Below are 26551 nucleotides of genomic sequence, written 5' to 3'. Positions count from 1 at the left end.
CGTACGGCACGGAAACGGAAGGGGCCCCGGGGAGCACGAACTCCCCGGGGCCCCTTCTTCCGTCCACGAATTCGCGCACGCGTACACCTGCGAAGCACCTACTGGGCGCGGGCGCATCGCGTGGGAATCCGTACGCGATGCGCCCGCGCGGCGACGTCAGGCGAGGCGCTTGACCGCCGCCGCGACCCGCTCGTCGGTGGCGGTGAACGCCACCCGTACGAAACGCTCCCCCGCCGGGCCGTAGAAGTCCCCCGGCGCCACCAGGATCCCCAGCTCCGCCAGGTGCCCCACGGTCTTCCAGCATGGCTCGTCGCGCGTCACCCACAGGTACAGGCTCGCCTCGCTGTGCTCGACCCGGAAGCCGTGCGCCTCCAGCGCGGAGCGCAGGGCCGCGCGCCGGGCCGCGTACCGCGCGCGCTGCTCGGCGACATGCGTGTCGTCCCCGAGTGCGGCGACCGTCGCGGCCTGCACCGGGGCGGGCGTCATCATCCCGCCGTGCTTGCGGATCAGCAGCAGATCGCCCAGGACGTCCGCGTCACCGGCGAGGAAGGCCGCGCGGTATCCGGCCAGGTTGGAGCGCTTGGAGAGCGAGTGGACGGCGACGATGCCCTCGTACGTACCGCCGCAGATGTCCGGGTGCAGTACGGAGACGGGCTCGGCCTCCCAGCCGAGCTCCAGGTAGCACTCGTCACTGAAGACCAGCACGCCGTGCTCGCGCGCCCAGGCCACCGCCGTACGCAGCTCGTCGGCGTCGAGCACCCGGCCGGTGGGGTTCGACGGCGAGTTCAGCCACAGCAGCTTGAGCCCGGCCGGGTCCAGGTCGGTGACGTTGTCGTACGCGACGGGCTCGGCGCCGCACAGGCGCGCGCCCACCTCGTACGTCGGGTACGCGAGCCGCGGGTACGCCACCTTGTCCCCTGCGCCGAGCCCGAGCTGCGTCGGCAGCCAGGCCACCAGCTCCTTGGAGCCGACGACGGGCAGGACGTTGGTGTGCGCCACGCCGCGGGCGCCGAGCCGCCGCTCCACCCACCCGGTGAGCGCGTCCCGCAGCGCGACCGTGCCCCACACCGTCGGATACCCCGGCGAGTCGGCGGCGTCGACGAGGGCGCGGCGGATCAGCTCGGGGACGGGGTCGACGGGCGTGCCGACGGACAGGTCCACGATGCCGTCCGGGTGGGCCGTCGCGGTCGCCTTGTACGGCTCCAGCTTGTCCCAGGGGAAGACGGGCAGACGGTCGGTGACTGCGGACACGATGCATCACTCTCTTGTGCTCGTACGGGCTCGTACAGCCGCGTGCGGCTCCGCACAGGCGGGTTCGTACGGCGGTCTCGTCGCGGCGAACTCGCAGGGGCGGCAGCACACGGAAACACCTCGGTCCCGCACGGCGGACAGGCCGTACGGGACCGGGGCGGCGCGGCTTGCGGTCGCCTACTGGTTCTGCGGCGGCAGCGCGGCGATGAAGGCGTGGTCACGCTCGATCAGGCCGAGCTTGGAAGCACCACCGGGCGAACCAAGCTCGTCGAAGAACTCGACGTTCGCCTTGTAGTAGTCCTTCCACTCCTCAGGAGTGTCGTCCTCGTAGAAGATCGCCTCGACCGGGCACACAGGTTCACAGGCGCCACAGTCGACGCATTCGTCCGGGTGGATGTACAAGGACCTGGAGCCCTCATAGATGCAGTCGACCGGGCACTCTTCGATACAGGCCTTGTCCTTGACGTCGACACAAGGCTGCGCGATGACGTAGGTCACGCTGTCGTTCCTCCTCGGTAGGGCGCGGCGGGCCGATCTGCGGCTCCGTCGCGTGGCGCGCGGGAGCGCGGCGTCGTCGATGCCCACCTCTAGTATCTCCGTTCCCGGGCACGATCCGAACAGGAGGGGCGGACAGAGCTGTGGAATTCACCGGCAGCGGACAACTCACGGTCCGTATTACGCCCGATGACGTGGGCAAACGGGTATCAGTCAGGCGAACCGACAAGGCCGGACTTCCGGGGGCGAAGTTCACCGACACGGTCGGCGTTCTCACATCCTGGAAGGACGGTGTGCTCTCGATCACACGCAGGAGTGGCGAGTCCGTACGCATCGACGCTTCGACCCTGGTCGCGGGCAAGGTCGTCCCCGCCGCCCCGGCCAGGCGGCGCGGCCCCGCGGCGGGCTTCGAGGAGCTCGCCCGGGTGACGGCACGCGCCTGGCAGCCCGTCGAGAGCGAGCCGCTCGGCGGGTGGCAGCTGCGGGCGGCCGGCGGCTTCACCCGGCGCGCCAACTCGGCGCTGCCCCTGGGCGACCCGGGGATGCCGCTCGACGAGGCGCTGGAGCGGGTGCGCGAGTGGTACGCGGAGCGCGGCCTTCCGGCGTACGTCCAGACCGCGACGGGGGCGGCGGGCACCCAGGAGTCGCTCGCGGCGGAGCTGGAGCGGCTCGGCTGGGCGCTTGAGGTCACCGCCGAGGTGTGGACCGGTGCGCTCGCGCCGGTCGGCGACCTGGACGCGGATGTTTCGCGGGTGCGTCTGGACCGGAGCTGTGACGCCGGGTGGCTCGCGCGCTACCAGCGGTTCACGGAGGCGGGGCCGCATGTGCTGAAGGTGCTGGGCAGCGGGCCTTCGGTGTGGTTCGCGTCCGTCGCCGGCAGCGGCGACACGCCCGCCGCGATCGGCCGGTGTGTGGTCGACGGGCGCTGGGCGGGGTTCATGGCCGTCGAGGTCGCCCCCGAGTACCGGCGGCAGGGGCTGGCCACCGCCGTGATGGCCGCGCTCGCGCGCCGCGCGCTGGACGAGGGGGCTTCGGCCGCCTGGCTGCAGGTCGAGGCGGACAACGGGAGCGCGCGGGCTCTTTACCGCCCGATGGGCTTCGCGGCGCATCACAGCTATCACCATTTCCGGTCGGCGTAGGCGGGGTACGAACCGCCTATGCAACCGGAACCCGAATCCGGATTCGCCCAGCGGCGGCAGCGATTCGCCGAGGAGGTCCGCTCCGAGCGGCCCGACCTGGCCCTGCTGTGCCTGCTGGTGGGCGCCGAAGCGGACGAATCGCTGGACCAGGCCGGGATCGACGCGGCCGAGATCGAGCTGGACCGGCTGGCCGGGCTGCTGCCCTTCAGGCCGGCCGCGGGGGCGCGGGGCTGGGCGGCGGCCGTCTCGGAGCTGCTCGGCGCGCGCTGCGGGTTCAGGGGCGCCCCGGGCGACTACCAGCGGCTCGGGTCCTCGCTGCTGCACGAGGTGCTGCGGCGGCGGCGCGGGCTGCCGATCCTGTTGTCCGTCGTGTGGATCGAGGTCGCCAGGCGGGCGGGGGCGCCGGTGTACGGCGTCGCCCTGCCCGGCCACTTCGTCGTCGGCTTCGGCCCCCCGGAGGACCAGATCCTCGTCGACCCCTTCGACGGGGGCCGGCTGCTGACGGGCCAGGACACCGATCTGCTGGTCGCGGGCGCCACGGGTGCGCCGCTCGACCCGTCGATGCTGGCGCCCGCGAAGCCGCTGGAGATCGTGCTGCGGATCCTCAACAACGTGCGGGCCTGGGCGGCGGCCCGCCCCGAGCGCACGGACGTCCAGTTGTGGGCCGTCGAGCTGTCGCTGCTGCTACCCGCGCACCCGGCGCGGCTGCGCTACGAACGCGCCCAGCTGCTGGTCCAGCGCGGCGACTTCCTGGGCGGCGCGGCGGAGATGGACGCGTACGCCGATGTGGTGGCGGTGGTCGAGCCGAGCTCTGCGGAAACGATCCGGCGCCGGGCACGGGCGGCTCGGGCGCGGCTGAACTGAGGGGCCCCGGCGCGGATCCCGCAGCGCGGATCCGGCCACCGGGGGCTCACCCGCAGCTCGTTCGGCCACCGTGGTTCCGTCGGGCCTGGCGGCCGGGGCGCCTACAGCCAGCCCTTGTCCCTGACCACCCGCACCGCCTCGGCGCGGTTGCGGGAGGCCAGCTTCTGGATGGCCGTCGACAGGTAGTTGCGGACCGTGCCCTGCGACAGGTGCAGGGCCGTGGCCAGCTCCGCGTTGGTCGATCCGTCCGAGGCCGCCCGCAGCACCTCGCGTTCGCGATCGGTCAGCGGATTCGCGCCCTCGATCGCCCAGCGTGCCATCGGCAGTGGCAGGGCCGCGCCGGATGCCACGGCCGCGTACACGAAGAGCAGCAGCCACTCGGAGCCGAGGCTCAGCGAGAGGAGCGTGGCGAGGGCCAGCAGCCCGGCCAGCAGCCCGCAGACCGTGGCCCTGGCCAGCGGTTTCGAGATGTGGCGGAAGATGACGAACAGATAGCAGCCGACGAAGGAGGCGAGGCCGAGGCCGCCGCGCGCGGTGGCCCACGCCGTGTGCTCGTCCTGGAGCAGGTCGCTGGCCGGGGCGCCCATGAACGCCAGCCAGATCACGATCCACATCAGCCTGACGAGCGCCTCGCGGCGGCTCTCCGGCGCTCGCCCGATGACGGCGAGAGTGTCTTCGTTCACGCCTTGAGTGTGTCCTTCCGATACAGCCAGGCCGCGCCGCCGAGGAAGATCAAAAAGTAGCCGACGAGAATTCCGACGTCCTTCAGGTGCGGGGCGCCGCCCAGCTCGACGGCCTGACCGAGTGCGGCGTACGCGTGCGTGGGCAGCCACTCCGCGATGTTCTGGAGCCACTGGTGGCGGTGCTGGGATGGGCTGTCGTCGTCATGCCCCAAGACTGGCCCGGCTGGGCGGCTGCCCGGCAGTGTCGCGGGTCGTGTGTCCGGGATGACAGATGTCATGGTCCGGGCGGACGCGGCCGTGCCCCCGCCCGGAGTCCGGGCGGGGGCACGTGAAACAGCCGTGGATCAGCTTCCGTTGAGGTTGATCTCCTGGACGCGCGCTGCGGGCGTCTTGCCGAGGAGCGCGGTCTGCATCGCCTGGGCCACGTCGTCCGCGGTGATCTGGTGCTTCTTGCCGTCGCCCTTGGTGGCCAGGACCCCGTCGAAGACGCCGTCGAGAAGCGTCTCGATCGCCGGCTTGTCGTAGACCGGGACCAGGGTGCCATCGATCGCCTTCATGGAGAGGATCTTCGGCAGTGACCGCTCCGGGCCGAACTGGATCTGCTTGCCGCCCGCCTTGATCGTGATCAGGCCGGACATCGCGGGCTCCGCGAAGTCCTTCATGGCCCGGGAGATCTCGGCCTGGGTGATCGTCGGTTCCTTGGCGGCGACGGGCAGTTCGACGACGTTCGGCTTGCCGGTCTCCACCTGGGCGCGGTACGCGTCCTTCACCGAGCGCACCGACTGGTTGACGTCGAGCTGCTTGCCCGACTTGCCCGGTACGGCGACGGCCTTGCCCGGCACGAACTTGACGGTGCCCTCGACCGCAGTGCCCGAGTCGCCCGCGAGGTCGGTCAGCGCGACGCCGAGCTTCTCCTCGTCGGCCGGGAGTACGGGCTCGGCGACCCGCTCGCCGCCGAAGAGCGAGCCGATCACCGAGACGGGGTTGTAGTCCGCTCCGGCGGCGGCGCGGACCGTCTCCTGGCTGTCCAGGGTGAGTCCTGCCTGCTCGGGCGAGAGCTTCGTCTTCTCGCCGTCGACGGTCAGCTGGAGCGGGCTGGCGGCGCGCTTGCCGAGCGCGCCGTCGAGCTTGCCGACCGCCTCTTCCTTGGTGCCACCGCCGATGTCGACGCCGAGGACCGTGGTGCCCTTGGGTACGTCGGAGTGGTTCATCAGGAGCCCGGCGCCGTACGCGACACCGGCCAGGCCAACGACGCCGACGGCTGCCAGGACCAGCTTGGAGCGGCCCTTCTTGGCGGGCGGGGTTGCGGCCCGCGCGGGGGTGGACGCCGGGCCCGGCGTCGGAGGCCTGGGTCCGTCCGGCGGGCGGGGCGCCGGGTCGGCGGTGAGGCGGGCGTCCTGGCCGTTGCCACCACCCTGGGGGCCCGCGGGGAACGGCGAGTGCCGGTCGGCCGAGGGGACCACGGGGATGCCGCTGGTCAGCGTGTCACCGGAGACGTTGCCGCCGCCGGGGGCCGGCTTCTGCGGGGTCAGTACGGCGGTGTCGTCGGACATGCGCGGCGGGAACGGCGCGGCGGCCTGCGGCTCGAAGGACGGGTCGCCGCCGCCCGGCCGACGCGCACCGCCGCCGGGGCGCTGAGCGGACGGCGGGCCGGCCGGGTCGTAGCCGGGCGTCGGCCCGTTCGGGTCGTAGCCCGACATCGGGCCGGGCTGCTGGCCCGACGGCGGCCCGGACTCCGGGCTGGACGCCGTTCCGGCCGGGCCGGGCCGGTAGCCGGACAGCGGTGAGCTGCCGGTGGCCGGGCCCGTCGTCGGCCCCGAGGGGCCGCCGCCGGAGAAGGCGCCCGGCGCCGGGCCGCCGGCGTCGAGATCGCTGATCGCGCTGCGCGGCGGGCCGCCCTGCGGCTGCTGCGAGTCCGGCGTGAAGTACGGGAGGTCGGGGCGCTGTCCGCCGCCCTGCGGCGGGGTGGGCGCGGCCGGGCCGGGGGCGCCGGGCGCCGACTTGCGCGGGGCGAACCAGTCGCTGGGCGCGGCCGGCTTCTCCTCGCCACCCGCGTCACCGCGCTCGGCGGCGGGCGGCGGGCCCTCCCGCTTCGCCTCGGGCCACGGCGTGCCCATCGTGCGCTCGGGTCCGGCGTTCCCGGCGCCGTTGCCGTTTCTGTTGCCGGCGCTTCTGGTGCCACTGCCCGCGGCCGGCTCGGAGGCCGCGGACGGGCCGGTTCCCGGCGCCGGATCGAGGTCGCTCATCGGCGTACGCATGACGACGGGCGGGATCGGGCGCGACCCGGGGATGTTGATCCGGATACGCGTGGTCAGCGTGGTCTCGGTCCTGGGCTCGTCGGGCTCCACCGGTGCGGGGGCGGCCTGGGCGGCCTCCTCCGGCGCGTCCTGCGCGGGGCGCGGCGACGGATACTGGCGCGATCCGTACGGCGGGGTACCCGAGGGGTACGCGGCTCCGCCACGCCCCTGGGGGCCGGACGACGAACTGTCAGTTTCACGACTCAAGGCAGGTTCTCCCGGTTGGCTCCACCGCCCGCTCTTACGTTCTTGCATGCCTGGTGCGGGCAGCTCGGCGGCGCGCACCACCATACTGGCCGCCGACCGCACGCACCCCGCGACCGTGGGAAGCGAGGCCCGACGCTCGTGCGAGGGTGCTCAATTCACCGACTCAAGTGGTACGTCATTTGCCAAGTCGGGCAGCAGATCTGCCCGGTTGCGGCAGGTCCAGCATCGTGGCACACATCACAGCGAGCGCCATTCCGCCCAGCATGTAGAAGTACGAGACGGAGCTGCCCCCGATGAGAAGGTCACCCTCGGGCCGACTGAGGGTCAGCAGCACGATCGAGACAATCCATCCGGCGGCGGCCGTGCCCGCTCCCGCCTTGGTGCCCATCGCCCGCATGGCGCCGTAGAAGAGGGCCGTCGACGCGAGCAGGGCGAGCAGCAGCCCGCCGGGGAACCAGCCGGCGTGGACGAGCACGCCCGCCGCGCCGACGACCGCGCCGAGCACGGCGATCAGCGCGTAGGCGGCGAGGCGGGCCGGGGTGGTGCCGGTCATGACGCCGCCCCCGCGCTGCCCGGGGCCGCCGCGATTTGGGCGGCTCCGGTGGTTCCCGTGGCTCCGGCGATTCCCGCGAAGAGGTCGGTCTCGCGCCCGCCGTCGGCGGCGCCCGCTTCTCCCCGGGCCAACTCGTAGAACTCACTGGTGAAGATGGGCTGTCCCAGGTGGTTGGAGAGCGCGAAGAAGGGGTCCTCGACCGCGATCTGAGTGGCATGGGCGCGCATGGCCGCGACCTTGGCACCGGCGTACGCCGTGCCGTCGATCTCCGTGGTGACCGAGGCGTCGTCGATCACCCCCGGCACGTCGTTCACGGCGGCGGTCCCGGGGAAGTCCGGGCCGGCCGCGCGGAGACGGGCGAAGCCCTCCTCCACGACGGTGCGTGGCACCCGGTTCCAGTAGATCTTGCTGATGGTGTGCGGCGCGCCGAGGTCCGGACGGTGGCCCGGGTCGGCCGCGAGATCGGCGCCGCGCGTCGCGACCCGGTGCGCCTGGATGTGGTCCGGGTGCCCGTAGCCGCCGTCCGGGTCGTACGTCACCAGCACCTGCGGGCGAACGGAACGGATCACCTCGACGAGGTGATCCGCGGCGTCGTCCACGCGTGCGTGCCAGAAGGCACCCGCACGGTGGTTCTGCTCGGTGCCCGTCATCCCGGAGTCGCGGAAGTGGCCGGGGCCGCCCAGGAGCCGGTGGTCCGTAACCCCCAGCTCCTTCATCGCGGCGGCGAGTTCACCGGCGCGATACGGGCCGAGCGTGTCGTCCCGGTCGGCGGTGAGGTGGGCGAGCGAGGCCGGGATGACCTCACCCTCCTCCCCGAGGGTGCAGGTCACCAGGGTGACAGCGGCGCCCTCGGCCGCGTACTTGGCCATGGTGGCGCCGTTATTGATCGACTCGTCGTCGGGGTGCGCGTGCACCAGGAGCAGACGACGGGCTGGAGGGTCCGTCATGGGAACAGCCTACGAGGCTCCGCGGCCGGGGGATGTCCTAGAACTTGATGCCGCCGATCATCCCGGCCACGTTGGTGGTCAGCTCGTTGATCGTGGGGGCGATGGAGGAGCTGGCCAGGTAGAAGCCGAGCAATACGCAGATCACCGCATGTCCACCTTTGAGCCCGGATTTCCGGACCATCAGGATGACGATGATCACCAACAGCACTACCACCGAAATCGAGAGTGCCACGGCGGTTCACCTCCACTTACCGTAAGGGCCGTTTGTACGGAACGGGCATGACGACAAGCGCCAGCAGCTTCATACCCACCTAGCGCTACGGATCATAACTATCCGTGCCCCCGCACTGATCGCGCACGGCAGCACGAGGGGCGCACTGCAGCGGAGGAGGAGCGGTAGTTTCGGTCGCATGACCTCGCAGCAGCTCTCCTTTCCAAGGCAGTTCGCCAGGACCCAGCGCTTCACCCTTGGCGCACCACGCGCGTTCACGGTGTCGCCGGACGGGGCGCGTGTGGTGTTTCTGCGCTCCCCGACCGGCACCGATCGCGCCAACGCACTCTGGGTGCTCGACCTGGAAGGGAGCGCACAGGAGCGCATCGCGGCGGATCCGCAGGGGCTGCTCGGCGGCGCGGCCGAGCAACTGTCCGCGCAGGAAAGGGCGCGCCGCGAACGCAGCCGCGAAGGGTCCGCCGGCATCGTCGGCTACGCGGTGGACGGCGCGGTCGAGCTGGCGGCCTTCGCACTGTCGGGCCGGCTGTTCGTGGCCGAACTGCGGGCCGGGACGGCACGCGAACTGCCTGCCGCGGGGCCGGTTATCGACCCCCGGCCGTCGCCCGACGGACGGCACGTCGCATACGTCGCCGGGGGCGCCCTGCGGGTGGTCGGCGTGGACGGCGACGGGGACCGGGCGCTCGCGGAGCCGGAGGACGAGCACACCACGTACGGGCTGGCGGAGTTCGTCGCGGCGGAGGAGATGGGGCGCACGCGCGGCTTCTGGTGGTCGCCGAAGTCCGACCGGCTGCTGGTCGCCCGCGCCGACGACGCGGCCGTGACGCGCTGGTGGATCTCCGACCCGGCCCATCCGGACCAGAAGCCGTCCTCGGTCGCGTATCCGGCGGCCGGGACGGCCAACGCGGACGTACGGCTGTTCCTGACGGGCGTGGTGGCGGGGCCGGACGCGGTCCCCGGCGCGGGGGCCGAGGTGGCGCGCACCGAGGTGGTGTGGGACCGGGAGCGCTATCCGTACCTGGCCCGGGTCCACTGGTCGGGCGCGGGGGCGCCGTTGCTGCTCGTGCAGGCCCGGGACCAGCGCGGCCAGCTGTACTTGGCGGTGGACATGCAGACCGGGGCGACCCGGACGGTGCACGCCGACAAGGACGAGGTGTGGCTTGATCTTTTCGACGGGGTTCCGGCGTGGACGCCGGACGGGCGGCTCGTGCGGGTCGCCGACGAGGACGGCGTACGGGTGCTCGCTGTGGGCGACCGGACGCTGACCGGGCCGCAGTTGCACGTACGGGCGGTGCTCGACATCTCCGCCGAAGACGTCCTCGTCTCCGCTTGGGCGGGCGTGGAGGCCACGGAGCCGCAGACCGGCGAGGTGCACGTCTACCGGGTCGGTGAGCAGGGCGTGGAGCGCGTGTCGGAGGGGCCCGGCGTGCACGCGGCGACCCGGTCCGGCGGGGTGACCGTACTGTCATCGGCCCGTCCCGACCGCAGCGGCACGGTGGTCCAGGTGCTGCGCGACGGCAAGCCGGCGGCCGTGGTCGCCTCGCGCGCGCAGGAGCCTGGGCTGCACGCGCGCGTGCGACTCGTCGAGGGGGGCGCGCGGCGGATTCCGTGCGCCGTCCTGCTCCCCGCGGACCATAGGGAAGGGGATGGTCCGCTTCCGGTGCTGATGGACCCGTACGGGGGCCCCCACGCGCGGCGGGCGATTGCCGCGCACGACGCGCACCTCACCTCCCAGTGGTTCGCCGACCAGGGCTTCGCGGTGGTCGTCGCGGACGGCCGCGGCACCCCCGGGCGCTCCCCCGCCTGGGAGAAGGCCGTCAGGAACGACTTCACGCTCACGCTCGACGACCAGATCGAGGCACTGCACGGGCTGGCCGGGGAGTTCCCCCTGGACCTGGAGCGGGTCGCGATCCGCGGCTGGTCGTACGGCGGCTACCTGGCGGGCATGGCGGTGCTGCGGCGTCCCGACGTGTTCCGCGCGGGGATCGTGGGGGCGCCGGTCACCGACCTGCGGCTGTACGACACGCATTACATGGAGCGGTATCTCGGGGACCCGCGCGAGCAGCCGGACGTGTACGCGGCGAATTCGCTCGTCACGGACGACGGGCTGTCCGGGGCGGCGGAGCAGCACCGGCCGATGATGATCATCCATGGGCTGGCGGACGACAACGTGGTGATGGCGCACACGTTGCGGCTGTCTTCGGCGTTGCTGGGGGCGGGGCGGCCCCACGAGGTCCTTCCGCTGACCGGGGTCACGCACATGACGGCTCCGCAGGAACAGGTCGCGGAGAATCTGCTGCTGCTTCAGGTGGACTTCCTGAAGAGGGCGCTGGGGATGGGGGCGGAGTAGGCGGGTGCGGCCGGGTGTGGGGTCTGCCGGGCTCCGGGTGCGGCCGGGTGCGGGTCGTGATGGTGCGGGTGCGGGTGCGGGTGCGGGTGCGGGTGCGGGTGCGGGTGCGGGTGCGGGTCGTGATGGTGCGGGTTGCCTGCGGCGCCGGTCCCCTACCCGCCCCTTCCCGTTGTGTCATTTTGCGGCTGCCGCCGCGTGACTGGGTGCTCCGCCCCGGCGCCCTCGAAACCGGGTGGAATTGGCGACCCGCCGGCCTCAAGCCCCGGGCGGGCGACCGCTACCGGCCCGGTGGTTTCGAAGCTGAGCCGAATTGCCGGACCGGCAACCTCGAAGGCATCAAAGCCGGGGTGGGCGCCCCAGCCGGACCGGAGGTTTCGAAGTTGGGGCGAACTGGCGAGCCGTCGGCCTCAAGCCCGGGCGGTCAACCGCTGCCGCCCCGGCGCCCTCGAAACCGGGTGGAATTGGCGACCCGCCGGCCTCAAGTCCCCGGCGGGCGACCGCTACCGGCCCGGTGGTTTCGAAGCTGAGCCGAATTGCCGGACCGGCAACCTCGAAGGCATCAAAGCCGGGGTGGGCGCCCCAGCCGGACCGGAGGTTTCGAAGTTGGGGCGAACTGGCGAGCCGTCGGCCTCAAGCCCGGGCGGTCAACCGCTGCCGCCCCGGCGCCCTCGAAACCGGGTGGAATTGGCGACCCGCCGGCCTCAAGTCCCCGGCGGGCGACCGCTACCGGCCCGGTGGTTTCGAAGCTGAGCCGAATTGCCGGACCGGCAACCTCGAAGGCATCAAAGCCGGGGTGGGCGCCCCAGCCGGACCGGCATCCTCGAAGCCGGGCCGAACCGCCGACCCACGCGGCCTCAGGGCCGGGCCGACCCACGCGGCCTCAGGGCCGGGCTGAGCTACCAACCCGGCGGTTTCGAAGCCGGGGGTGGCGGGGCCAGGGCTCGGGGTGGCGTTGTTGGGCGGGCGGGCGGGGGGACTCCTCTGCGGACCAGCGTCAGCAGGACGACCGTTCCAGCCAGTAGCTCGAACAGGGCGCTCGCGTACTGGAGTTGGGTTGCCGTCGGCGCGCTGCCCACGCCCGCCAGCGCGCCCCGGCGCATCGCCTCCGCCAGCGCCGTCCCACCCGTTCCCACCAGGAGCGCCGCCGCCGCCATTCCCAGGGGGCGTGAGTAGACGGTGTGGAAGAGTGCGCCGATCGCCGCCGCCAGCGCCATCAGGGCGAGTGTCACCGCCAGCCAGCCCGGTGGCGCCCCCAGCAGCGGCGCCCTGATCGCGTCGCTGCCCGTGAACCGGTCCAGGTAGGCCGCCGGGTCCCGGCTTCGGGTGGCCCAGTGGACCTCCCAGCCCGCCACCACCGCCGACGCCGCCCCCAGGAAGAGGAACGCGGTCACCGAAGGGCCCCGCGCGGGGCGGGTGGGCCCGGGTTCGTACGCGGAGATGGTGGGCCTGCGTCCGGCCGCGGCCGTGATCAGCAGGGCCGCGCCGAGCGCGAGCGCCACGAACGTGCTCAGCACGGCCTGTTCCCGCAACTCGTGGTGCATGTACTCGGAGCCTCGCGCCCATACGCCGGGCAGTCGGCATGCGAGGGTCGCGATCCCGGCGGTGAGCAGCGCGGACGCGGCGACCGCCGAGCGCAGCGCCGCGACGCCCACCACGACGTACACACCGAACAGCAGCGGGTCGCGGAAGGTGGTCACGATGTCCGGGGCGGAAGGTCCGCCGCCCGCCCAGAGGGGCCAGAGCCGGGACGGCTCCGCGAGTCCGAGGTCCCGGCCGATCCAGGCGGCCGTCTGCAGCGCGAGCAGCGCGCACAGTACGGCGCCGACGATCCGCGCCCCCTGTGCGAGTACCTGTGGTTGCCGCATGACCGGACACCCCCAACGGCGATGCTCCACCACGGCCCCACGGTGAACAAGAGGCCCAGCGGCACGGATGCGACCGGCCGGGGCGACATGGCGCGCCCCGGCCGGCCGACGGCACCCGCACGGCCGTACGCCGTCCAGAATGACGCGTTCGCATATCGGTGTCGCGACGGTCAAGTTGCTTGTTTGTTAACGATATTGGTGAGCGTTCATCATCGGATGCCGCCCTCCGAGGACGTGAGGCGACGACAAGCCCAACCCCGGCCGATACAGCCAGAGTTGACGCTCTTTCATCTCGTTCTGGGCTACCGCTTGCGGGCCGGGGAGGGATGTTCGCCGCAGGCTCCCGGGATCCCGCCCGGCGCGAACTGGGCCTTGACTAGGGGGTGTCGTCCGGCTCGGCCACCACCGGGACGACCTGCTTCTCCTCGGCGAAATGGCAGGCCGAGTCGTGCGCCGCCGGGCTGCCGACGTCCCGGAACGCCGCCGGGACCGCGAGCAGCGGCACTTCCAGCGCGCAGCGCTCCTGCGCCTTCCAGCAGCGGGTGCGGAACCGGCAGCCGGACGGCGGGTTCGCCGGGGACGGCACGTCGCCGGTGAGGACGATCCGCTCCCGGTGCTCACGCGCGAGCGGGTCGGGCACCGGCACGGCCGACAGGAGCGCCTGGGTGTAGGGATGCGTGGGGTGGTCGTAGATCTGCTCGTCCGTGCCGATCTCGACGATCCGGCCCAGGTACATCACGCCGACCCGGTCGGAGATGTGCCGCACGATCGACAGGTCGTGCGCGATGAAGATGTACGACAGCTGGAACTCGCTCTGCAGCTTGTCCATCAGGTTGACGACCTGCGCCTGTACGGACACGTCGAGCGCGGAGACCGGCTCGTCCGCCACGATGATCTCCGGCTGGAGGGCGAGGCCGCGCGCGATGCCGATGCGCTGGCGCTGCCCGCCGGAGAACTGGTGCGGATAGCGGTTGATGTACTCCGGGTTGAGGCCGACGACGTCGAGGAGGTCCTGGACCTTGCGCCGCCGCTCGCCCTTGGGCGCCACCTCGGGGTGGATCTCGTACGCTTCGCCGATGATGTCGCCGACCGTCATGCGCGGGTTCAGCGAGGTGTACGGGTCCTGGAAGACCATCTGGATGTTGCGGCGCACGGTCCGCAGTGCGCGCGCGGACAGTTTGGTGATGTCCTCGCCCTTGTACTTGATCGACCCGGCGGTCGGCTGCTCCAGGTTGACCAGCATCCTGGCGACGGTGGACTTCCCGCAGCCCGACTCCCCGACGATGCCCAGCGTCTCGCCCCTGGCCAGGTCGAAGGAGACCCCGTCGACGGCCTTGACCGCGCCCACGTGCTTCTTGATGACGATGCCGCGGGTCAGCGGGTAGTGCTTGACCAGGTCGCGCACTTCCAGAATCGGCTCGGTGGCCTGCCGGGACGGCTCGGCCCGCTCAAGCTGCTGCTCAGGCATCGAGCGTCTCCTTCCAGAAGTGGCAGGCGCTCCGCCGGGTCTCGGACACCCGCGCCAGCGGCGGCACATCGGTCCTGCACACGTCCTGGGCCATCGGGCAGCGCGGGTTGAAGGCGCAGCCGGGCGGGATGTGCATCAGGTTCGGCGGCAGGCCCTTGATCGCGTACAGCTCCTTGCCCTTCTGGTCCAGGCGCGGAATCGATTCGAGCAGGCCCTTGGTGTACGGGTGGGCGGGGGCCCGGTAGATCTCGTGGACCGGCGAGGTCTCCACGATGCGTCCCGCGTACATCACCGCGATCTTGTCGGCGACGTCCGCGACCACCCCGAGGTCGTGGGTGATCAGGATGAGTCCCATGTTGAGCTCGCGCTGCAACTCGGCGAGCAGCTCCATGACCTGGGCCTGCACGGTCACGTCCAGCGCGGTCGTCGGCTCGTCCGCGATGATCAGTGACGGCTCCAGGGCCAGCGCCATCGCGATCATGACGCGCTGGCGCATGCCGCCGGAGAACTGGTGCGGGTAGTCCCCGACCCGTTCCTTCGCCGCCGGGATGCGCACCCGGTCCATCAGCTCGACAGCTTTCGCCTTCGCGTCCTTCCTGGACATTCCCCGGTGGACGATGAACATCTCGCCGAGCTGCTCGCCCACGCTGAGCACCGGGTTCAGTGAGGAAAGCGCGTCCTGGAAGATCATGGCCATCTCCCGGCCCCTGACCTTGCGCCGCTCCTCCTCCTTGAGCTTCAGCAGATCACGGTCCTGGAAGATGATCTCGCCGCCGGTGATCTTCCCGGGCGGCATGTCGAGGATGCCCATGATCGCCTGTGCGGTCACGGACTTCCCGGATCCGGATTCGCCGAGGACGGCGAGCGTCTCGCCCTCGGACACCGAGTAGTCGACCCCGTTGACCGCCTTGGCGACGCCGTCCCGGGTCCGGAACTCCACGTGCAGATCGCGCACTTCGAGCAACATGGCAGCGGGCTCCTCAGCGCAGCTTGGGGTCCAGGGCGTCGCGCACCGCGTCGCCGAGCATGATGAAAGCGAGCACCGTGACCGCCAGCGCACCGGCCGGCCAGAGCAGCATGTGGGGGGCGTTGCGGATGTACTGCGAGGCGCTGGAGATGTCGATGCCCCAGGACACGGCGGGCGGCTTCAGGCCCACGCCGAGGTACGAGAGGGTCGCCTCCAGCGAGATGTACGTACCGAGGGCGATGGTCGCCACGACGATGACCGGGGCGATGGCGTTGGGGGTGACGTGCCGCAGCAGCATCCGGGAGTTGCTCGCGCCGAGCGCGCGGGCCGCCTGCACGTAGTCGTTCTGCTTGACGGTGATGACCGAGCCGCGCGCGATGCGGGCGATCTGCGGCCAGCCGAGCAGCACGATGAATCCGATCACCGGCCAGACGGTGGTGGAGGTGATGACGGACAGGAACACCAGGCCGCCGAGGACGACGGGGATGCCGAAGAAGACGTCGGTGATACGGGACAGCAGCGCGTCCCAGCCGCCGCCGAAGAAGCCGGCGAGGCCGCCCAGGATCGAGCCGAGGAGGGCTACGCCGAGGGTGGAGAAGACGCCGACGGCCACCGAGGTCCTGGCGCCGTACACGGTCCGTGTGTAGACGTCGCAGCCCTGGCCGTTGTAGCCGAAGGGGTGGCCGGGCGCGGAGCCCCGCTGGGCCTTGCCGAGGTCGCACTGGAGCGGGTTGCCGCTGGCGATGAGCGACGGCCAGATCGAGATGACCACCAGGAAGGTGATGACGAGCCCGGAGATGATGAAGACCGGGTTGCGGCGCAGATCGCGCCAGGCGTCGGACCACAGGCTGCGGGGCTTGCCCGTCGACCCGGCCCCGTTGGGGCCGCCGGGTGTCTTCTCCAGCGTCTCGCCCTCCTGCATGGCGAGCTGCATGGCGCCGCCGGCGCCGGCCGGCGACATCGCTGCGTCGGGTTCGTTGCGCGGCTCAGGCATACCGGATCCTCGGGTCGAGTACGGCGTACAAGAGGTCGACGATCAGATTCGCCACCAGGAAGACCAGCACCAGCACGGTCACGAAGCCGACGACGGTCTGGGAGCTCTGCCGGAGGATGCCCTGGTAGAGCTGGTAGCCGACGCCGTGGATGTTGAAGATCCGCTCGGTGACGATCGCGCCGCCCATCAGGGCACCCACGTCGGTGCCGATGAAGGTGACGACGGGGATCAGTGAATTGCGCAGCAGGTGCCGGGAGATGATGCGGCGCCTGGGCAGGCCCTTGGCGACGGCTGTGCGGACATAGTCGGCGCGGGCGTTCTCGGCGACGGACGTCCTGGTCAGCCGGGTGACGTAGGCGAGCGAGACCGAGGCGAGCACCAGGCCGGGGATCAGCAGCTCGTCGACGGTGGCCTCGGGCGACACGGCGGGCTTGATGAGGCCCCACTTCACGCCGAGCAGCAGCTGGAGCAGCAGGCCGGTGACGAAGGTCGGGATCGAGATGACCACGAGCGTCAGGAGCAGGACGACGGTGTCGACGGGACGGCCGCGGCGCAGGCCGGTGAGCACCCCCAGGCTGATGCCGATGACGACCTCGAAGACGATGGCCACGACCGTCAGCCGGATGGTGATGGGGAACGCGGTCGACATCAGCTCGGTGACCTTCTGGCCGTTGAAGGCCGTACCGAAGTCACCGGTGAAGACGTTGCCCATGTACGTCAGGTATTGCTGCCACACCGGCTTGTCGAGGCCGAACTCCGAGCGCAGCCGCGCGGCGGTCGCCGCGTCGCACTGCCGGTCGCCGCAGAGGCCCGCGATGGGATCGCCCATCACGTTCACCATCAGGAAGATCAGCAGCGTGGCGCCGAAGAAGACCGGGATCATCTGCAGCAGACGCCTGATCACATAACGTCCCATGAGAGGCTCCGGAGGTCGTGGGAAGCGGTGCGGCCCGGCCCCCTAGGCGCCGGGCCGTACGTGTGCTCGGCGCGTCAGTTGACCTTGATCTCGCTGTAGACCGGGACGCTGAACGGGTTCAGGGCCACGTTGGAGACGCGGTCGGAGTAACCGGCGCTGCCGTTCTGGTACCAGAGCGGGATGGCGCCCATCTCGTCCCGCAGGACCTTCTCGGCCTGTTGGAAGAGGTTGACGGCCTTCTCCACGTCGCTCTCGGCGTTGGCCCGGTCGACGAGCTTGTCGAACTCGTCGTTGGTCCACTTGCCGTCGTTGGACGAGGCGTCCGTGTAGTACAGCGGCTGGAGGAAGTTCTGGATGAGCGGGTAGTCCATCTGCCAGCCGGCCCGGAACGGGCCCGTCATCTTGGACTCGGTGATCTGGTTGCGGTAGTCCGCGAAGGTGCCGATCGGGTTGCCCGCGCACGCCTTGTCGTTGGCCAGCGCGTTGTTGATGCTGTTGCACACCGCGTCGACCCACTCCTTGTGGGAGCCGGTGTCGGCGTTGTACGAGATCTTCAGGGTGCCGCCGGGGATGCCGCCGCCCTCGGCGACCAGCTTCTTCGCCGCCGCCGCGTCGTAGACGCACGCGTCGCCGCACAGGCCGTCGTCGAAGCCGCCTTCCTCACCGAGGACCGGGGACGTCCAGTCCTTGGCCGGGGTGCGGGTCTTGGCGAAGATAGTGTCGGTGATCTGCTCGCGGTTGATCGCCTTGGACAGGCCCGTGCGGACCTTGTCCATGCCGGCCGCGTCCCACTTCTTGTCGTAGAAGGGGAAGGCGAGGGTCTGGATGATGCCGGCCGGGGTGTTGATGTAGCGGTCGCCGAGGTCCGCCTTGACGTTCTTGAGCTGGGAGGCCGGGACGTCGTCGACGAGGTCGAGGTTGCCGGCGGTCAGGTCGGTGTAGGCGGTGTTGTTGTCGGTGTAGACCTTGAGGTCGACGCCGCCGTTCTGCGCCTTGTCTGCGCCGGGGTAGTTTTCCCACTTGCGCATGCTCATCTTGGAGCCCTTGGCGTACGAGTCCACGGTGTACGGGCCGTTTCCGACGGGCTTGGACAGCCACCCGTCGTGGTCGTCGAAGAACGCCTTGGGCAGCGGGGCGAAGGCGGCGTAGCCGAGGGTCTCGGGCCAGGTGGAGAACTTCTGCGTGAGCTTGACCGTGAAGGTCTTGGGGTCCTTGACCTTGAGGCCGGAGAGGGTGCTCGCGGAGGCCTTGCCCTTCTCCGGGTGCACCTTGTCGTAGCCGTCGATGTAGCCGAAGAAGTAGGCGTTCTTCTGGTTGTTCTTCAGGTGCGCGCCGTAGTTCCAGGCGTCGACGAACGACGTGGCGGTGACCTTCTCGCCGTTGCTGAATGTCCAGCCGTCCTTGAGCGTGACGGTGAAGTTCTGCGAGTCCTTGGTGTCGATCTTCTCGGCGAGCATGTCCTTGGCCTCGCCCGTCTTCGGGTCGTAGCGCTTGAGACCGCGGAAGAGCATGTCGAGGACCTTGCCGCCCTGCACCTCGTTGGTGTTGGAGGGCTCCAGGGGGTTCTGCGGGTCGCCCCAGGAGGAACTGACCACCCCTGAGGCCCCACCCCCGCCGCTGTCGTCCCCGCCGCCACCGCAGGCCGTCGCCGCGAGCGCGACGGCGACCGCACAGGTGGCCCATTTGGCGTGCCTGGCTCCGCGCATGCGATCTCTCCTTGGGTCCTCAGCATTACTTAGGCCCAAATATCGCCCCATACCATAACGAATCGCACCTTCTTCGCGTCCATACGGATCATGGCCGGGGATCGGAAATTCGCTGGACCGGAGCCGTATCGGCTGGCAGTATCCGCGCGATGACGACTGATCACGACACGGCTCCGACCCTGACCATCGGAGAGAAGGACGCCGACCTCACCGCCCGCCTGGACAAGGGACTGGGCGCCTTCAACGAGGGCCCCACCGGCGCGGCCCCCCAGAGCACGCTCTCGGTCCGGGTCGACGACGCGGCGGGCGAGCTGATCGGCGGCCTGACCGGGTGGACCTGGGGCGGCCTGTGCGGCATCGAGATGCTGTGGGTGCGCGAGGACAGCCGCAGGGACGGCTGGGGAAGCCGGATCCTGCTGGCCGCCGAGGCCGAGGCGCGGCGGCGCGGCTGCGACCGGGTGAGCGTCTCCTCCTTCACCTTCCAGGCCCCGGCCTTCTACCAGCGCCACGGCTACACGGAGACGGGCCGCACACCGGGCATCCCGGGCGGCCACGAGGACGTGTACCTGTTCAAGTCCCTGGCGGCGCCGGAGTCCACCGGGTGACCGGTCGCGGCACGACGAAGCCCCCGCGGACCGGTATCCGGTCGCGGGGGCCTCGTCGTCTTCGCGGGCGGGGATCAGCCGGTCTTGGCCGTCCCGGTGTCGCCCTGGTCCTTCTCCATCGCCACGAGGGCGGGGTCGAGGATGATGTCGTGCTCCCGGGGGCCGGTCGTCGGGTCCTCGGGGAAGTGGCAGGCGGTCAGGTGCCCCGGCTTGTTGCCCGAGATCTGCACCAGCGGCGGTTCCTGGGTGGCGCACTTGTCCTGCGCCTTCCAGCAACGGGTGCGGAAGTGACAGCCGGACGGCGGCGCGATCGGCGAGGGGACGTCACCGGAGAGCCGGATCCGCTCCTTCTTGTCCACGTCGATGTCCGCCTCGGGCACCGCCGAGAGCAGGGCGTGGGTGTACGGGTGACGCGGGCCGCCGTAGAGCGAGTCACGGTCCGCGACCTCGACCACCTTGCCCAGGTACATCACGGCCACGCGCTCCGAGAAGTGCCGTACCACCGCGAGGTCGTGCGCGATGAAGACGAACGCGATGCCCATCTCCCGCTGCACTTCCTGCAGCAGGTTGACCACCTGGGCCTGGATGGACACGTCGAGGGCCGACACCGGCTCGTCCGCGACGATCACCTTGGGCTTGAGCGCCAGCGCGCGGGCCACCCCGACGCGCTGCCGCTGGCCGCCGGAGAACTCGTGCGGGAAGCGGTTGTAGTGCTCCGGGTTCAGACCGACGATCTCCAGGAGCTCACGCACCCGCTTTTCGCGGCCACCCGGCGGGTTGATGCCGTTGATCTCCATCGGGCTCGCGATGATCGTGCCGACCGTCTGCCGCGGGTTCAGCGAGGCGTACGGGTCCTGGAAGATCATCTGGATCTCGGACCGCACGGGCGCCAACTGCCTGCGGCTGGCGCGGGTGATGTCCTTGCCCTGATAGGTGATCGTGCCACCGGTCGGCTCAAGGAGGCGGGTCAGCAGCCGGCCCGTGGTGGACTTGCCGCAGCCCGACTCGCCGACGAGGCCCAGGCTCTCGCCCGGGAAGATGCTCAGATCCACCCCGTCGACGGCCTGCACCGCGCCGACCTTCCGCCGGAACGGAAAGCCGCCATAGATCGGGAAATGCTTGGTCAGTCCCTTGACCTCGAGCAACGGCTCGGTGGATCCGGAGGCCCGCTGCGAGGGAACCGCATCGGCCACTGTGCTGGTGTTCGTGTTCGTCTCGCTCATGATCTCTGCCCCAGTTGCCGGTCAGCCCAGCCGGGGCTGAATCTTCTCAATGAAAACCTGCTGCTTCTGCTCACCGGTCAGGTGGCAGGCGGACGCGCGCCCATCGGGAAGCTCCGGACGCTTGGTCACGCAGCTACCGCTCTCGTCCACCAGGCCGGTGAACGTGCACCGCGGGTGGAACGCGCAGCCCGAGGGCGGGTTGAGCAGGCTCGGCGGAGAGCCGGGAATCGGCATCAGGGGCTCGGACACATCGGCGGAGAGCCGCGGCATCGACCCGAGCAGACCCCAGGTGTACGGGTGCTGGGGCTGCTTGAGGATCTCGCGCACCGAACCGCGCTCCACGGCCCGGCCGGCGTACATCACCAGCAGGTCGTCGGCGATGTTCGCGACGACGCCCAGGTCGTGGGTGATCAGGATGATCGACGAGCCGAACTCCTGCTGCAGGTCCTTGAGCAGGTCGAGGATCTGCGCCTGAATGGTCACGTCGAGAGCCGTGGTCGGCTCGTCGGCGATCAGCAGAGACGGGTCGCAGACCAGTGCCATGGCGATCATCGCGCGCTGACGCATACCGCCGGAGAACTGGTGCGGATAGTCGTCCACGCGGGACTTGGCGTCCGGGATGCCCACCTTCTCCAGCATCTGGATGGCCCGCGAGCGGCCTTCCTTCTTGCTGGCGCCGGTGTGCTTGACGAACGGCTCGGCGATCTGACGGCCGACCGTGTAGTACGGCGACATCGCGGTCAGCGCGTCCTGGAAGATCATCGCCATCTTGTTGCCGCGGAGCTTCTCCAGCTCCCGGTCCGACTTGTCCGTCAGGTCCTGGCCGTCCAGCACGATCTCGCCGCTGACCGTGGTCGACTGCGGGTTGTGCAGGCCAAGGACGGACAGGCTGGTGACCGACTTGCCCGAGCCGGACTCGCCGACGATACCGAGCGTCTTGCCGCGCTCCAGGTCGAAGGAGAGTCCGTCCACCGCCTTGACGGCGCCGTCCTCGGTGGCGAACTGCACCCGCAGGTCGCGTACCGAGAGGAAGGCGGCCGAATCAGTGGTTGCCGGGGATTCGCCGGACTTGGTGAGTGTCGTCACGGTCATTCTCCTAGGACAGCCGCACGCGCGGGTCGATGAGTGCGTACAGCGCGTCCACGATGATGTTGAACAGCAGAATGAAGGCGGCACTGATCAGCATGACGCCCATCGTCACCGGGAGGTCCTTCATGACGACCGAGTCACGCGCCAGTCGGCCGATTCCGGCGAGACCGAAGGTGATCTCGGTGACCATCGCACCGCCGAAGAGCGCGGCGAGGTCCATGCCGAGGATGGTGACGATCGGGGTGAGCGATCCGCGCCAGGCGTATCGGAAGAACACGAAGCGGGATGACATCCCCTTGGCGCGAGCCGCGCGCACATGCTCTTCCTGCAGCTGTTCGATCATCGTCGAGCGGGACATACGGGTGTAGTTCGCCGTGAAGATCACCGACATGACGAACCATGGAATCAGCAGGCCCATGAACCAGCCCGATGGACTCTCGGTGATCGGGACGTACTTGGGTGCCTCCAGCCAACCGGTCGAGTAGACCAGGAGACCGACGACGACCGGGCCGAGGAAGTAGATCTGGAGGGAGCTGAGGCCGATCGACGCGGTGGAGAACACCTTGTCGACGGAAGTGCCCTTCTTCCAGGCGGCGACCATGCCGGCGCCCAGGCCGAAGGTCAGGAAGACCAGGAGTCCACCCACCGTGAGGGACACGGTGAGGGGGAAGCGGTCCATGATCGTGTCCCAGACCATCTGCTGGTTGTCGAAGGAGACACCGAAGCAGGGAGCCGCGCAGTGGCCGACCGGGAAGTCACGCCCGGCGAAGATCCCGACGACGAAGTCCCAGTACTGCACAGGGACCGGCTTGTCGAGACCGAGGTTCTGGTGGATGACCGCCAGCGCGTCCGGTGTGCAGTTCTTGCCACACATGAGCATGGCGGGGTCCTGCGGTATCGCGAAGAACATGAAGAACGTGAACGCACTGATCAGGATCAGGATGACCACGGCGCCGAACGTCCGGCGAAAGAGGAATTGAAGCATGGCAGATCGCTGCTCTCAGGACGGCGGCTGAGTCTGAGGGGGTGGTGGTATGGAATGGCCCGCCACCTCGGGGGTGTGTGCTCCGCCGTGCGCACACCCCCGAGGACGGCCTGAGCGGCTGTTACTTCTTCAGGAAGACGTTCTTCACGTCGATGTAGCTGGTGTCCGAGGAGTACCGGGCACCGCCGACGTTGGAACCCTGGATCTGAAGCACCTTGACGAAGTACAGCGGGGCGGCCGGGTTGATCTCCTCCACGATGTACTTGTGCAGCTTCGTCCACTCCTTGGTGGCAGCGGCCTGGTCCGTGATCTTCTGGATGCGCTCGATCTCGGCGTTCACGTGCTTGTCGTTCACGTGCGCGTAGTTCGAGGCGCCGTCCTGGATCTGCTTGCCGTCGAACGACGGCGGGATGACGGTGGAGGCGGACGGCCAGTCCTGGCCCCAGCCGGTCATGTAGACGTCAAAGCCGTTCTTGACCTTGCCCATCTGCTCGTACCAGGTGGCGTTGTCGACTTCCTTCTTCTGGACGTCGAAGCCGGCCTTCGTCAGGGCGTCCTCGATGATGACCGACTGCTGCTGGCGCACCGGGGTGTTGGAGTAGGCATAGACGAGCTTCATGCCCTCCTTGCCGGCTTCCTTCAGGAGCTGCTTCGCCTTCGCGATGTCACCGGCCGGCTTCTTGATCTTGCCGTACGGGTCGTAGCCCTTCTCGTAGCCCGGGACGGTCGGGGCCAGCAGGCCACCGGCCGGCTCACCGCCGTACGAACCGCCGTCGGGACGGTAGACCTGACCGCCCGGCATGGCGTAGGTGATCGCGTCGCGGATCTTCTTGTCCTTGATGCGGTCCTGGTTCATGTTCAGCTGCCACACGTACGGGGCGTAGCCCGAGATCGTGCGCTTGTTGGCCTTGGGGTCCGTGACAACGGCCTTGACCTGGCTGGTGGCGACCTGGCCGGTCATCATGATGGCGTTCTTGGCTTCACCGCGGTCGGCCAGGATGCGCTTCGTCTGGTCCGTGTCGTCGTGGTTGAAGCTGATGTTGAAGCCGTCGACGTACTGGTGGCGGCCCGAGTCGGTCTTCGGGTCCCAGTTCGGGTTCTTGACGAGCGTGAGCGACTTGCCCGGCTTGAAGTCGGAGATCTTGTACGGACCGGTCGCGACCGGCTTCGTGTCGTACTTCTCCTTGGTGTCCGTCTTCTCCGGGACGATGGAGTAGCCGACCATGGCGAGCGCCTGCGGGAGGTCGGGCTGCGGCGTCTTGAACTTGAAGATGATCGTCTTCGCGTCCGGCGTCTCCAGGACACTGTCCGGGAGGTGCTTGCCCTTGTACGGGCCGTCCGGCAGCGCCTTGCGGTACTTGGTGCCGGTGCCCGACAGCCACTGCTGGATGTACGTCGGGCCGTCCGTGATGAACGGCGCGTACTGGCGCTCGAAGGTGTGACGGATGTCGGCGGACGTGATCGCCTTGCCGTTCTCGTCCTTCACCCCGTCCTTGAGGGTGTACTTCCAGATCTTGCCGCCGTCCGACTTCGTGCCCGAGTCGGTGGCGATGTCGCCGACGACGGTGACCGCGCCCTTGTCGTCCTCGTTGTTCGCGGTCAGACCGCGGTGAATGAGGTTGCCGAGGAGGCGGCCGTCGCTGACGTAGGTCTGCGCCGGGTCCAGGTGGGAGAAGTCGTTCTCCTGGTAGACCGGGATCGTGCCGCCGGGCTTGGCACCCGCGACGGCCTTGGCCGGGCCGGTGGAGGCCGCGACGTCGCCGTAGGCGACTGCCTTGGCCTGCGTGGCGGCTTCGTCCTGCGACTTGCCCTTGGGCTTGTCGGAGCTGTCGTTACCGCCGCCGCAGCCGGTGAGCGCCAGCGAACCGACGGCCACGGCGACTATCGCCGCGCGTGTTCCGCGTGAACTGAGGATACTCATGAGGTTGAGCACACCTATCTGTGAGTAGTGATCCAACTGTGGTGCCGAACGAGCCGGCCGGAACTGGCGCCGCAACTGGCCGCCGCGCTCCCCGAGTTGGACGTCAGCGCCCGGACTTGGGGTCGAAGGCGTCTCGGACGGAGTCGCCGAGGAGGTTGAAGGCCACGACGAAGATCACCATGGCGATACCGGGGTAGAACATGTACGCCGGGTCCTGCTCGTAGATCTTGCCCGCGGTGGCGAACATGCGGCCCCAGTCCGGGGTGGGCTCGACATAGCCGACGCCCACGAAGGACAGGAACGCCACCGAGAGGATGGTGGAGGGCAGCATGTAGGTGCCCTGGACCAGGATCGGCGTCACCAGGTTGGGGAGGAGTTCCTTGCGGATGATCCGCCACGGCGAGGCGCCGGCGACCTTGGCCGCCTCGATGAACTCCCGCTCGCGCAGGGAGAGCACGGAGGCGCGGACCAGGCGGGAGAGCCCCATCCAGCCCAGGAACCACATGACGCCGATGATCGCCACAGTTCTGACGTACGTAGGAGTCTCTTCGTTCGGGCTGACGAACACAGAGACGATCACGGGCATCGCGGCGATGAAGAACAGCTGACTCGGGAAGGCCAGCAGGAAGTCCGTGAACCGGCCGAGCAGATAGTCCGTCTTGCCGCCGAGGTATCCGCCGAGCAGACCGACCAGCACGCCGAAGAGCACCATCAGCAGCGTCGCCACCAGCGCCGTGTACAGCGAGGTGCGCATGCCGTAGAGCAGCTGGGTGAAGACGTCGCGGCCGAGGTCGGGCTCGACGCCGAACCAGAAGTCGCCGGACATGCCGCCCAGCGGCCCGGCGGGCAGACCGAACTCGTCGAGGAGCTCGATGTTCTCCTGCCCGTACAGGGTGTACGGATTCTTGCCGTACAGCGCCGAGATCACCGGCGCGAGGGCCGCGACCGCGAAGAAGAAGATGACGATGAACGCACAGATGACGCCGGTGCGGTCACGCTTGAAGCGTCGCCACATCAACTGCCCGGGGGTACGCCCGGTCGTGTCCGATCCCTTGCCGACCTCTTTGTCGAGGGCGGCTTCCGAGTCGGCTTCGGGGACTTTGGTACCGGCCGCTGATGCCGGAGTAGAGCTGGTCATGACGCGGAGACTCCCGCACTCGGAATATTCGTGGGACGGCTCAGGGCGGCCTGAAGTGCCCTGAGTCGGGAAGACCCTGACGAGAAGTCACCGGCGGGATTCACGCGATGTGCGCCGGGGCGGGGCCTGAGCCCGCCCGTGCCGTCGCCACCACGGTCAGCAGTACTGCCGAGAGCAGTCGCAGTTGGCGCAGCGATAGCCGCCCACTCGACCCACCCGGCGCTTGTGGCGCCGCGCATGGGTGCCTCCTCAAGAGTCCACTTGTTCATTGACAAGCAAGGGGGTCGACGCTCCGCCGACACCCCTGACGGCGAAGATCAACACCCTCTGCATGCTCGTGAGTCGGCGCACATAACGACGCGTAACCCATTGACCCGAGCTCTGTGGCCTCAACTATCAGCCATGGGCAACGCCGCGACTACAGTGTTTTGATCTCGGTTCGATCACACATCGCACCCACAACTCCCACAATCTGGACAAACAGATACACGATAGATGGTCGCGAAACGGACTTGTTACATACCTATCGGGCAGGGCTCTCCGCTCACCGAACAAGACATCCGCGAAATTCGGTTGCGCCGAGCCGTACAACTGCGGGAGACCTCACACCTGGACCGCCCCGGACATGCCGACGGCCCGGTGCGCCACGAACGTCGTGG

At 69.7% G+C, this 26551-nt stretch carries 22 protein-coding genes and 1 pseudogene; 4 read left to right on the top strand and 19 right to left on the bottom strand.

Going from position 1 to position 26551, the window contains the following annotated elements:
- Positions 1–156: 156 nt before the first annotated feature.
- Together dapC and fdxA are read right to left on the bottom strand one after the other, a co-directional pair.
- Entirely contained in the window at positions 157–1251 is a 1095-nt protein-coding gene (gene dapC, locus ACLLJJ_RS26740; RefSeq protein WP_434596062.1) for a succinyldiaminopimelate transaminase, read from the bottom strand.
- Positions 1252–1428: 177 nt separating this feature from the next.
- The gene (gene fdxA / locus ACLLJJ_RS26735; RefSeq protein ID WP_030573070.1) at positions 1429–1749 is read right to left on the bottom strand and encodes a ferredoxin; all 321 of its coding nucleotides are present in this window, start codon (positions 1747–1749) and stop codon (positions 1429–1431) included.
- A 140-nt stretch (positions 1750–1889) separates the two neighbouring features.
- Here fdxA and ACLLJJ_RS26730 point away from each other — a divergent pair, with 140 nt between their 5' ends.
- Both ACLLJJ_RS26730 and ACLLJJ_RS26725 read left to right on the top strand, forming a co-directional pair.
- Complete coding sequence (locus tag ACLLJJ_RS26730; protein WP_434596059.1) at positions 1890–2885, top strand: GNAT family N-acetyltransferase; 996 nt, start codon at positions 1890–1892, stop codon at positions 2883–2885.
- A gap of 18 nt (positions 2886–2903) precedes the next feature.
- The gene (locus ACLLJJ_RS26725) at positions 2904–3749 is read left to right on the top strand and encodes a transglutaminase family protein (protein ID WP_434596057.1); all 846 of its coding nucleotides are present in this window, start codon (positions 2904–2906) and stop codon (positions 3747–3749) included.
- Positions 3750–3850: 101 nt separating this feature from the next.
- On the opposite strand, the gene ACLLJJ_RS26720 is transcribed toward ACLLJJ_RS26725, so the two are convergent.
- The 6 genes and pseudogenes from ACLLJJ_RS26720 to ACLLJJ_RS26695 form a co-directional block, all read right to left on the bottom strand.
- Positions 3851–4432 (bottom strand): response regulator transcription factor, encoded by a 582-nt coding sequence (locus ACLLJJ_RS26720; RefSeq protein WP_434596055.1) that lies wholly within the window; start codon positions 4430–4432, stop codon positions 3851–3853.
- Positions 4429–4605, bottom strand: a pseudogene (locus tag ACLLJJ_RS26715) (ABC transporter permease); the annotation flags it as partial. The gene ACLLJJ_RS26720 and the pseudogene ACLLJJ_RS26715, both read right to left, overlap by 4 nt.
- 171 nt (positions 4606–4776) lie before the next feature.
- Positions 4777–6936: a hypothetical protein gene (locus tag ACLLJJ_RS26710; protein ID WP_434596054.1), complete on the bottom strand. Its 2160-nt coding sequence runs from the start codon at positions 6934–6936 to the stop codon at positions 4777–4779.
- Positions 6937–7111: 175 nt separating this feature from the next.
- A complete protein-coding gene (locus tag ACLLJJ_RS26705) occupies positions 7112–7489 on the bottom strand; it encodes a DUF6113 family protein (RefSeq protein ID WP_434596052.1) in 378 nt (125 codons plus the stop codon).
- Entirely contained in the window at positions 7486–8436 is a 951-nt protein-coding gene (gene mshB / locus ACLLJJ_RS26700; protein WP_434596050.1) for an N-acetyl-1-D-myo-inositol-2-amino-2-deoxy-alpha-D-glucopyranoside deacetylase, read from the bottom strand. Before mshB ends, ACLLJJ_RS26705 begins: the two co-directional genes overlap by 4 nt.
- A 37-nt stretch (positions 8437–8473) precedes the next feature.
- Positions 8474–8668, bottom strand: a complete 195-nt coding sequence (locus ACLLJJ_RS26695) for a hypothetical protein (RefSeq protein ID WP_434596048.1) — start codon at positions 8666–8668, stop codon at positions 8474–8476.
- A 178-nt stretch (positions 8669–8846) separates the two neighbouring features.
- Between ACLLJJ_RS26695 and ACLLJJ_RS26690 the strand changes: the two genes are divergently transcribed.
- Complete coding sequence (locus ACLLJJ_RS26690) at positions 8847–11015, top strand: prolyl oligopeptidase family serine peptidase (RefSeq protein ID WP_434596046.1); 2169 nt, start codon at positions 8847–8849, stop codon at positions 11013–11015.
- An 896-nt stretch (positions 11016–11911) separates the two neighbouring features.
- Here the strand turns inward: ACLLJJ_RS26690 and ACLLJJ_RS26685 are convergent.
- The 6 genes from ACLLJJ_RS26685 to ACLLJJ_RS26660 all read right to left on the bottom strand — a co-directional run bounded on the left by ACLLJJ_RS26685 (position 11912) and on the right by ACLLJJ_RS26660 (position 18931).
- Entirely contained in the window at positions 11912–12880 is a 969-nt protein-coding gene (locus tag ACLLJJ_RS26685; RefSeq protein WP_434596045.1) for a hypothetical protein, read from the bottom strand.
- Between the two features lie 376 nt (positions 12881–13256).
- Positions 13257–14348: an ABC transporter ATP-binding protein gene (locus tag ACLLJJ_RS26680; RefSeq protein ID WP_434596043.1), complete on the bottom strand. Its 1092-nt coding sequence runs from the start codon at positions 14346–14348 to the stop codon at positions 13257–13259.
- Positions 14341–15315, bottom strand: a complete 975-nt coding sequence (locus tag ACLLJJ_RS26675; protein ID WP_434596041.1) for an ABC transporter ATP-binding protein — start codon at positions 15313–15315, stop codon at positions 14341–14343. Before ACLLJJ_RS26675 ends, ACLLJJ_RS26680 begins: the two co-directional genes overlap by 8 nt.
- A gap of 13 nt (positions 15316–15328) precedes the next feature.
- Entirely contained in the window at positions 15329–16309 is a 981-nt protein-coding gene (locus ACLLJJ_RS26670; RefSeq protein WP_434596039.1) for an ABC transporter permease, read from the bottom strand.
- A complete protein-coding gene (locus ACLLJJ_RS26665; RefSeq protein ID WP_434596037.1) occupies positions 16302–17225 on the bottom strand; it encodes an ABC transporter permease in 924 nt (307 codons plus the stop codon). The genes ACLLJJ_RS26670 and ACLLJJ_RS26665 overlap by 8 nt, the downstream gene beginning before the upstream one ends.
- A 74-nt stretch (positions 17226–17299) precedes the next feature.
- Positions 17300–18931: a peptide ABC transporter substrate-binding protein gene (locus tag ACLLJJ_RS26660; protein ID WP_434596035.1), complete on the bottom strand. Its 1632-nt coding sequence runs from the start codon at positions 18929–18931 to the stop codon at positions 17300–17302.
- 149 nt (positions 18932–19080) lie between these two features.
- On the opposite strand from ACLLJJ_RS26660, the gene ACLLJJ_RS26655 reads away from it, so the two are divergent.
- A complete protein-coding gene (locus tag ACLLJJ_RS26655) occupies positions 19081–19536 on the top strand; it encodes a GNAT family N-acetyltransferase (protein WP_434596033.1) in 456 nt (151 codons plus the stop codon).
- A 74-nt stretch (positions 19537–19610) separates the two neighbouring features.
- On the opposite strand, the gene ACLLJJ_RS26650 is transcribed toward ACLLJJ_RS26655, so the two are convergent.
- From ACLLJJ_RS26650 to ACLLJJ_RS26630, 5 genes are all read right to left on the bottom strand, one after another.
- Positions 19611–20759 (bottom strand): ABC transporter ATP-binding protein, encoded by a 1149-nt coding sequence (locus tag ACLLJJ_RS26650; RefSeq protein ID WP_434596031.1) that lies wholly within the window; start codon positions 20757–20759, stop codon positions 19611–19613.
- A 21-nt stretch (positions 20760–20780) separates the two neighbouring features.
- Complete coding sequence (locus ACLLJJ_RS26645) at positions 20781–21845, bottom strand: ABC transporter ATP-binding protein (RefSeq protein ID WP_434596029.1); 1065 nt, start codon at positions 21843–21845, stop codon at positions 20781–20783.
- A 10-nt stretch (positions 21846–21855) separates the two neighbouring features.
- The gene (locus ACLLJJ_RS26640) at positions 21856–22833 is read right to left on the bottom strand and encodes an ABC transporter permease (RefSeq protein ID WP_434596027.1); all 978 of its coding nucleotides are present in this window, start codon (positions 22831–22833) and stop codon (positions 21856–21858) included.
- A gap of 121 nt (positions 22834–22954) precedes the next feature.
- The gene (locus ACLLJJ_RS26635; RefSeq protein WP_434596025.1) at positions 22955–24754 is read right to left on the bottom strand and encodes an ABC transporter substrate-binding protein; all 1800 of its coding nucleotides are present in this window, start codon (positions 24752–24754) and stop codon (positions 22955–22957) included.
- Positions 24755–24857: 103 nt separating this feature from the next.
- A complete protein-coding gene (locus tag ACLLJJ_RS26630) occupies positions 24858–25892 on the bottom strand; it encodes an ABC transporter permease (RefSeq protein WP_434596023.1) in 1035 nt (344 codons plus the stop codon).
- Positions 25893–26551 lie beyond the last annotated feature (659 nt).

The organism is Streptomyces sp. A5-4, assembly GCF_051131715.1.
GTDB lineage: Bacteria > Actinomycetota > Actinomycetes > Streptomycetales > Streptomycetaceae > Streptomyces.
The sequence above is the reverse complement of the archived record's forward strand: the minus strand, read 5'-3'. Positions and strand labels throughout refer to the sequence as shown.

What these genes read in the sequence shown, in the direction of transcription:
- ACLLJJ_RS26705 (WP_434596052.1), bottom strand. Translation starts at nt 7,489, where the DNA reads ATGACCGGCACCACCCCGGCCCGCCTCGCCGCCTACGCGCTGATCGCC.
- ACLLJJ_RS26630 (WP_434596023.1), bottom strand. Translation starts at nt 25,892, where the DNA reads ATGACCAGCTCTACTCCGGCATCAGCGGCCGGTACCAAAGTCCCCGAA.
- mshB (WP_434596050.1), bottom strand. Translation starts at nt 8,436, where the DNA reads ATGACGGACCCTCCAGCCCGTCGTCTGCTCCTGGTGCACGCGCACCCC.
- ACLLJJ_RS26670 (WP_434596039.1), bottom strand. Translation starts at nt 16,309, where the DNA reads ATGCCTGAGCCGCGCAACGAACCCGACGCAGCGATGTCGCCGGCCGGC.
- ACLLJJ_RS26665 (WP_434596037.1), bottom strand. Translation starts at nt 17,225, where the DNA reads ATGGGACGTTATGTGATCAGGCGTCTGCTGCAGATGATCCCGGTCTTC.
- ACLLJJ_RS26635 (WP_434596025.1), bottom strand. Translation starts at nt 24,754, where the DNA reads ATGAGTATCCTCAGTTCACGCGGAACACGCGCGGCGATAGTCGCCGTG.
- ACLLJJ_RS26675 (WP_434596041.1), bottom strand. Translation starts at nt 15,315, where the DNA reads ATGTTGCTCGAAGTGCGCGATCTGCACGTGGAGTTCCGGACCCGGGAC.
- ACLLJJ_RS26660 (WP_434596035.1), bottom strand. Translation starts at nt 18,931, where the DNA reads ATGCGCGGAGCCAGGCACGCCAAATGGGCCACCTGTGCGGTCGCCGTC.
- ACLLJJ_RS26725 (WP_434596057.1), top strand. Translation starts at nt 2,904, where the DNA reads ATGCAACCGGAACCCGAATCCGGATTCGCCCAGCGGCGGCAGCGATTC.
- ACLLJJ_RS26650 (WP_434596031.1), bottom strand. Translation starts at nt 20,759, where the DNA reads ATGAGCGAGACGAACACGAACACCAGCACAGTGGCCGATGCGGTTCCC.
- ACLLJJ_RS26690 (WP_434596046.1), top strand. Translation starts at nt 8,847, where the DNA reads ATGACCTCGCAGCAGCTCTCCTTTCCAAGGCAGTTCGCCAGGACCCAG.
- ACLLJJ_RS26640 (WP_434596027.1), bottom strand. Translation starts at nt 22,833, where the DNA reads ATGCTTCAATTCCTCTTTCGCCGGACGTTCGGCGCCGTGGTCATCCTG.
- ACLLJJ_RS26680 (WP_434596043.1), bottom strand. Translation starts at nt 14,348, where the DNA reads ATGCCTGAGCAGCAGCTTGAGCGGGCCGAGCCGTCCCGGCAGGCCACC.
- ACLLJJ_RS26685 (WP_434596045.1), bottom strand. Translation starts at nt 12,880, where the DNA reads ATGCGGCAACCACAGGTACTCGCACAGGGGGCGCGGATCGTCGGCGCC.
- ACLLJJ_RS26655 (WP_434596033.1), top strand. Translation starts at nt 19,081, where the DNA reads ATGACGACTGATCACGACACGGCTCCGACCCTGACCATCGGAGAGAAG.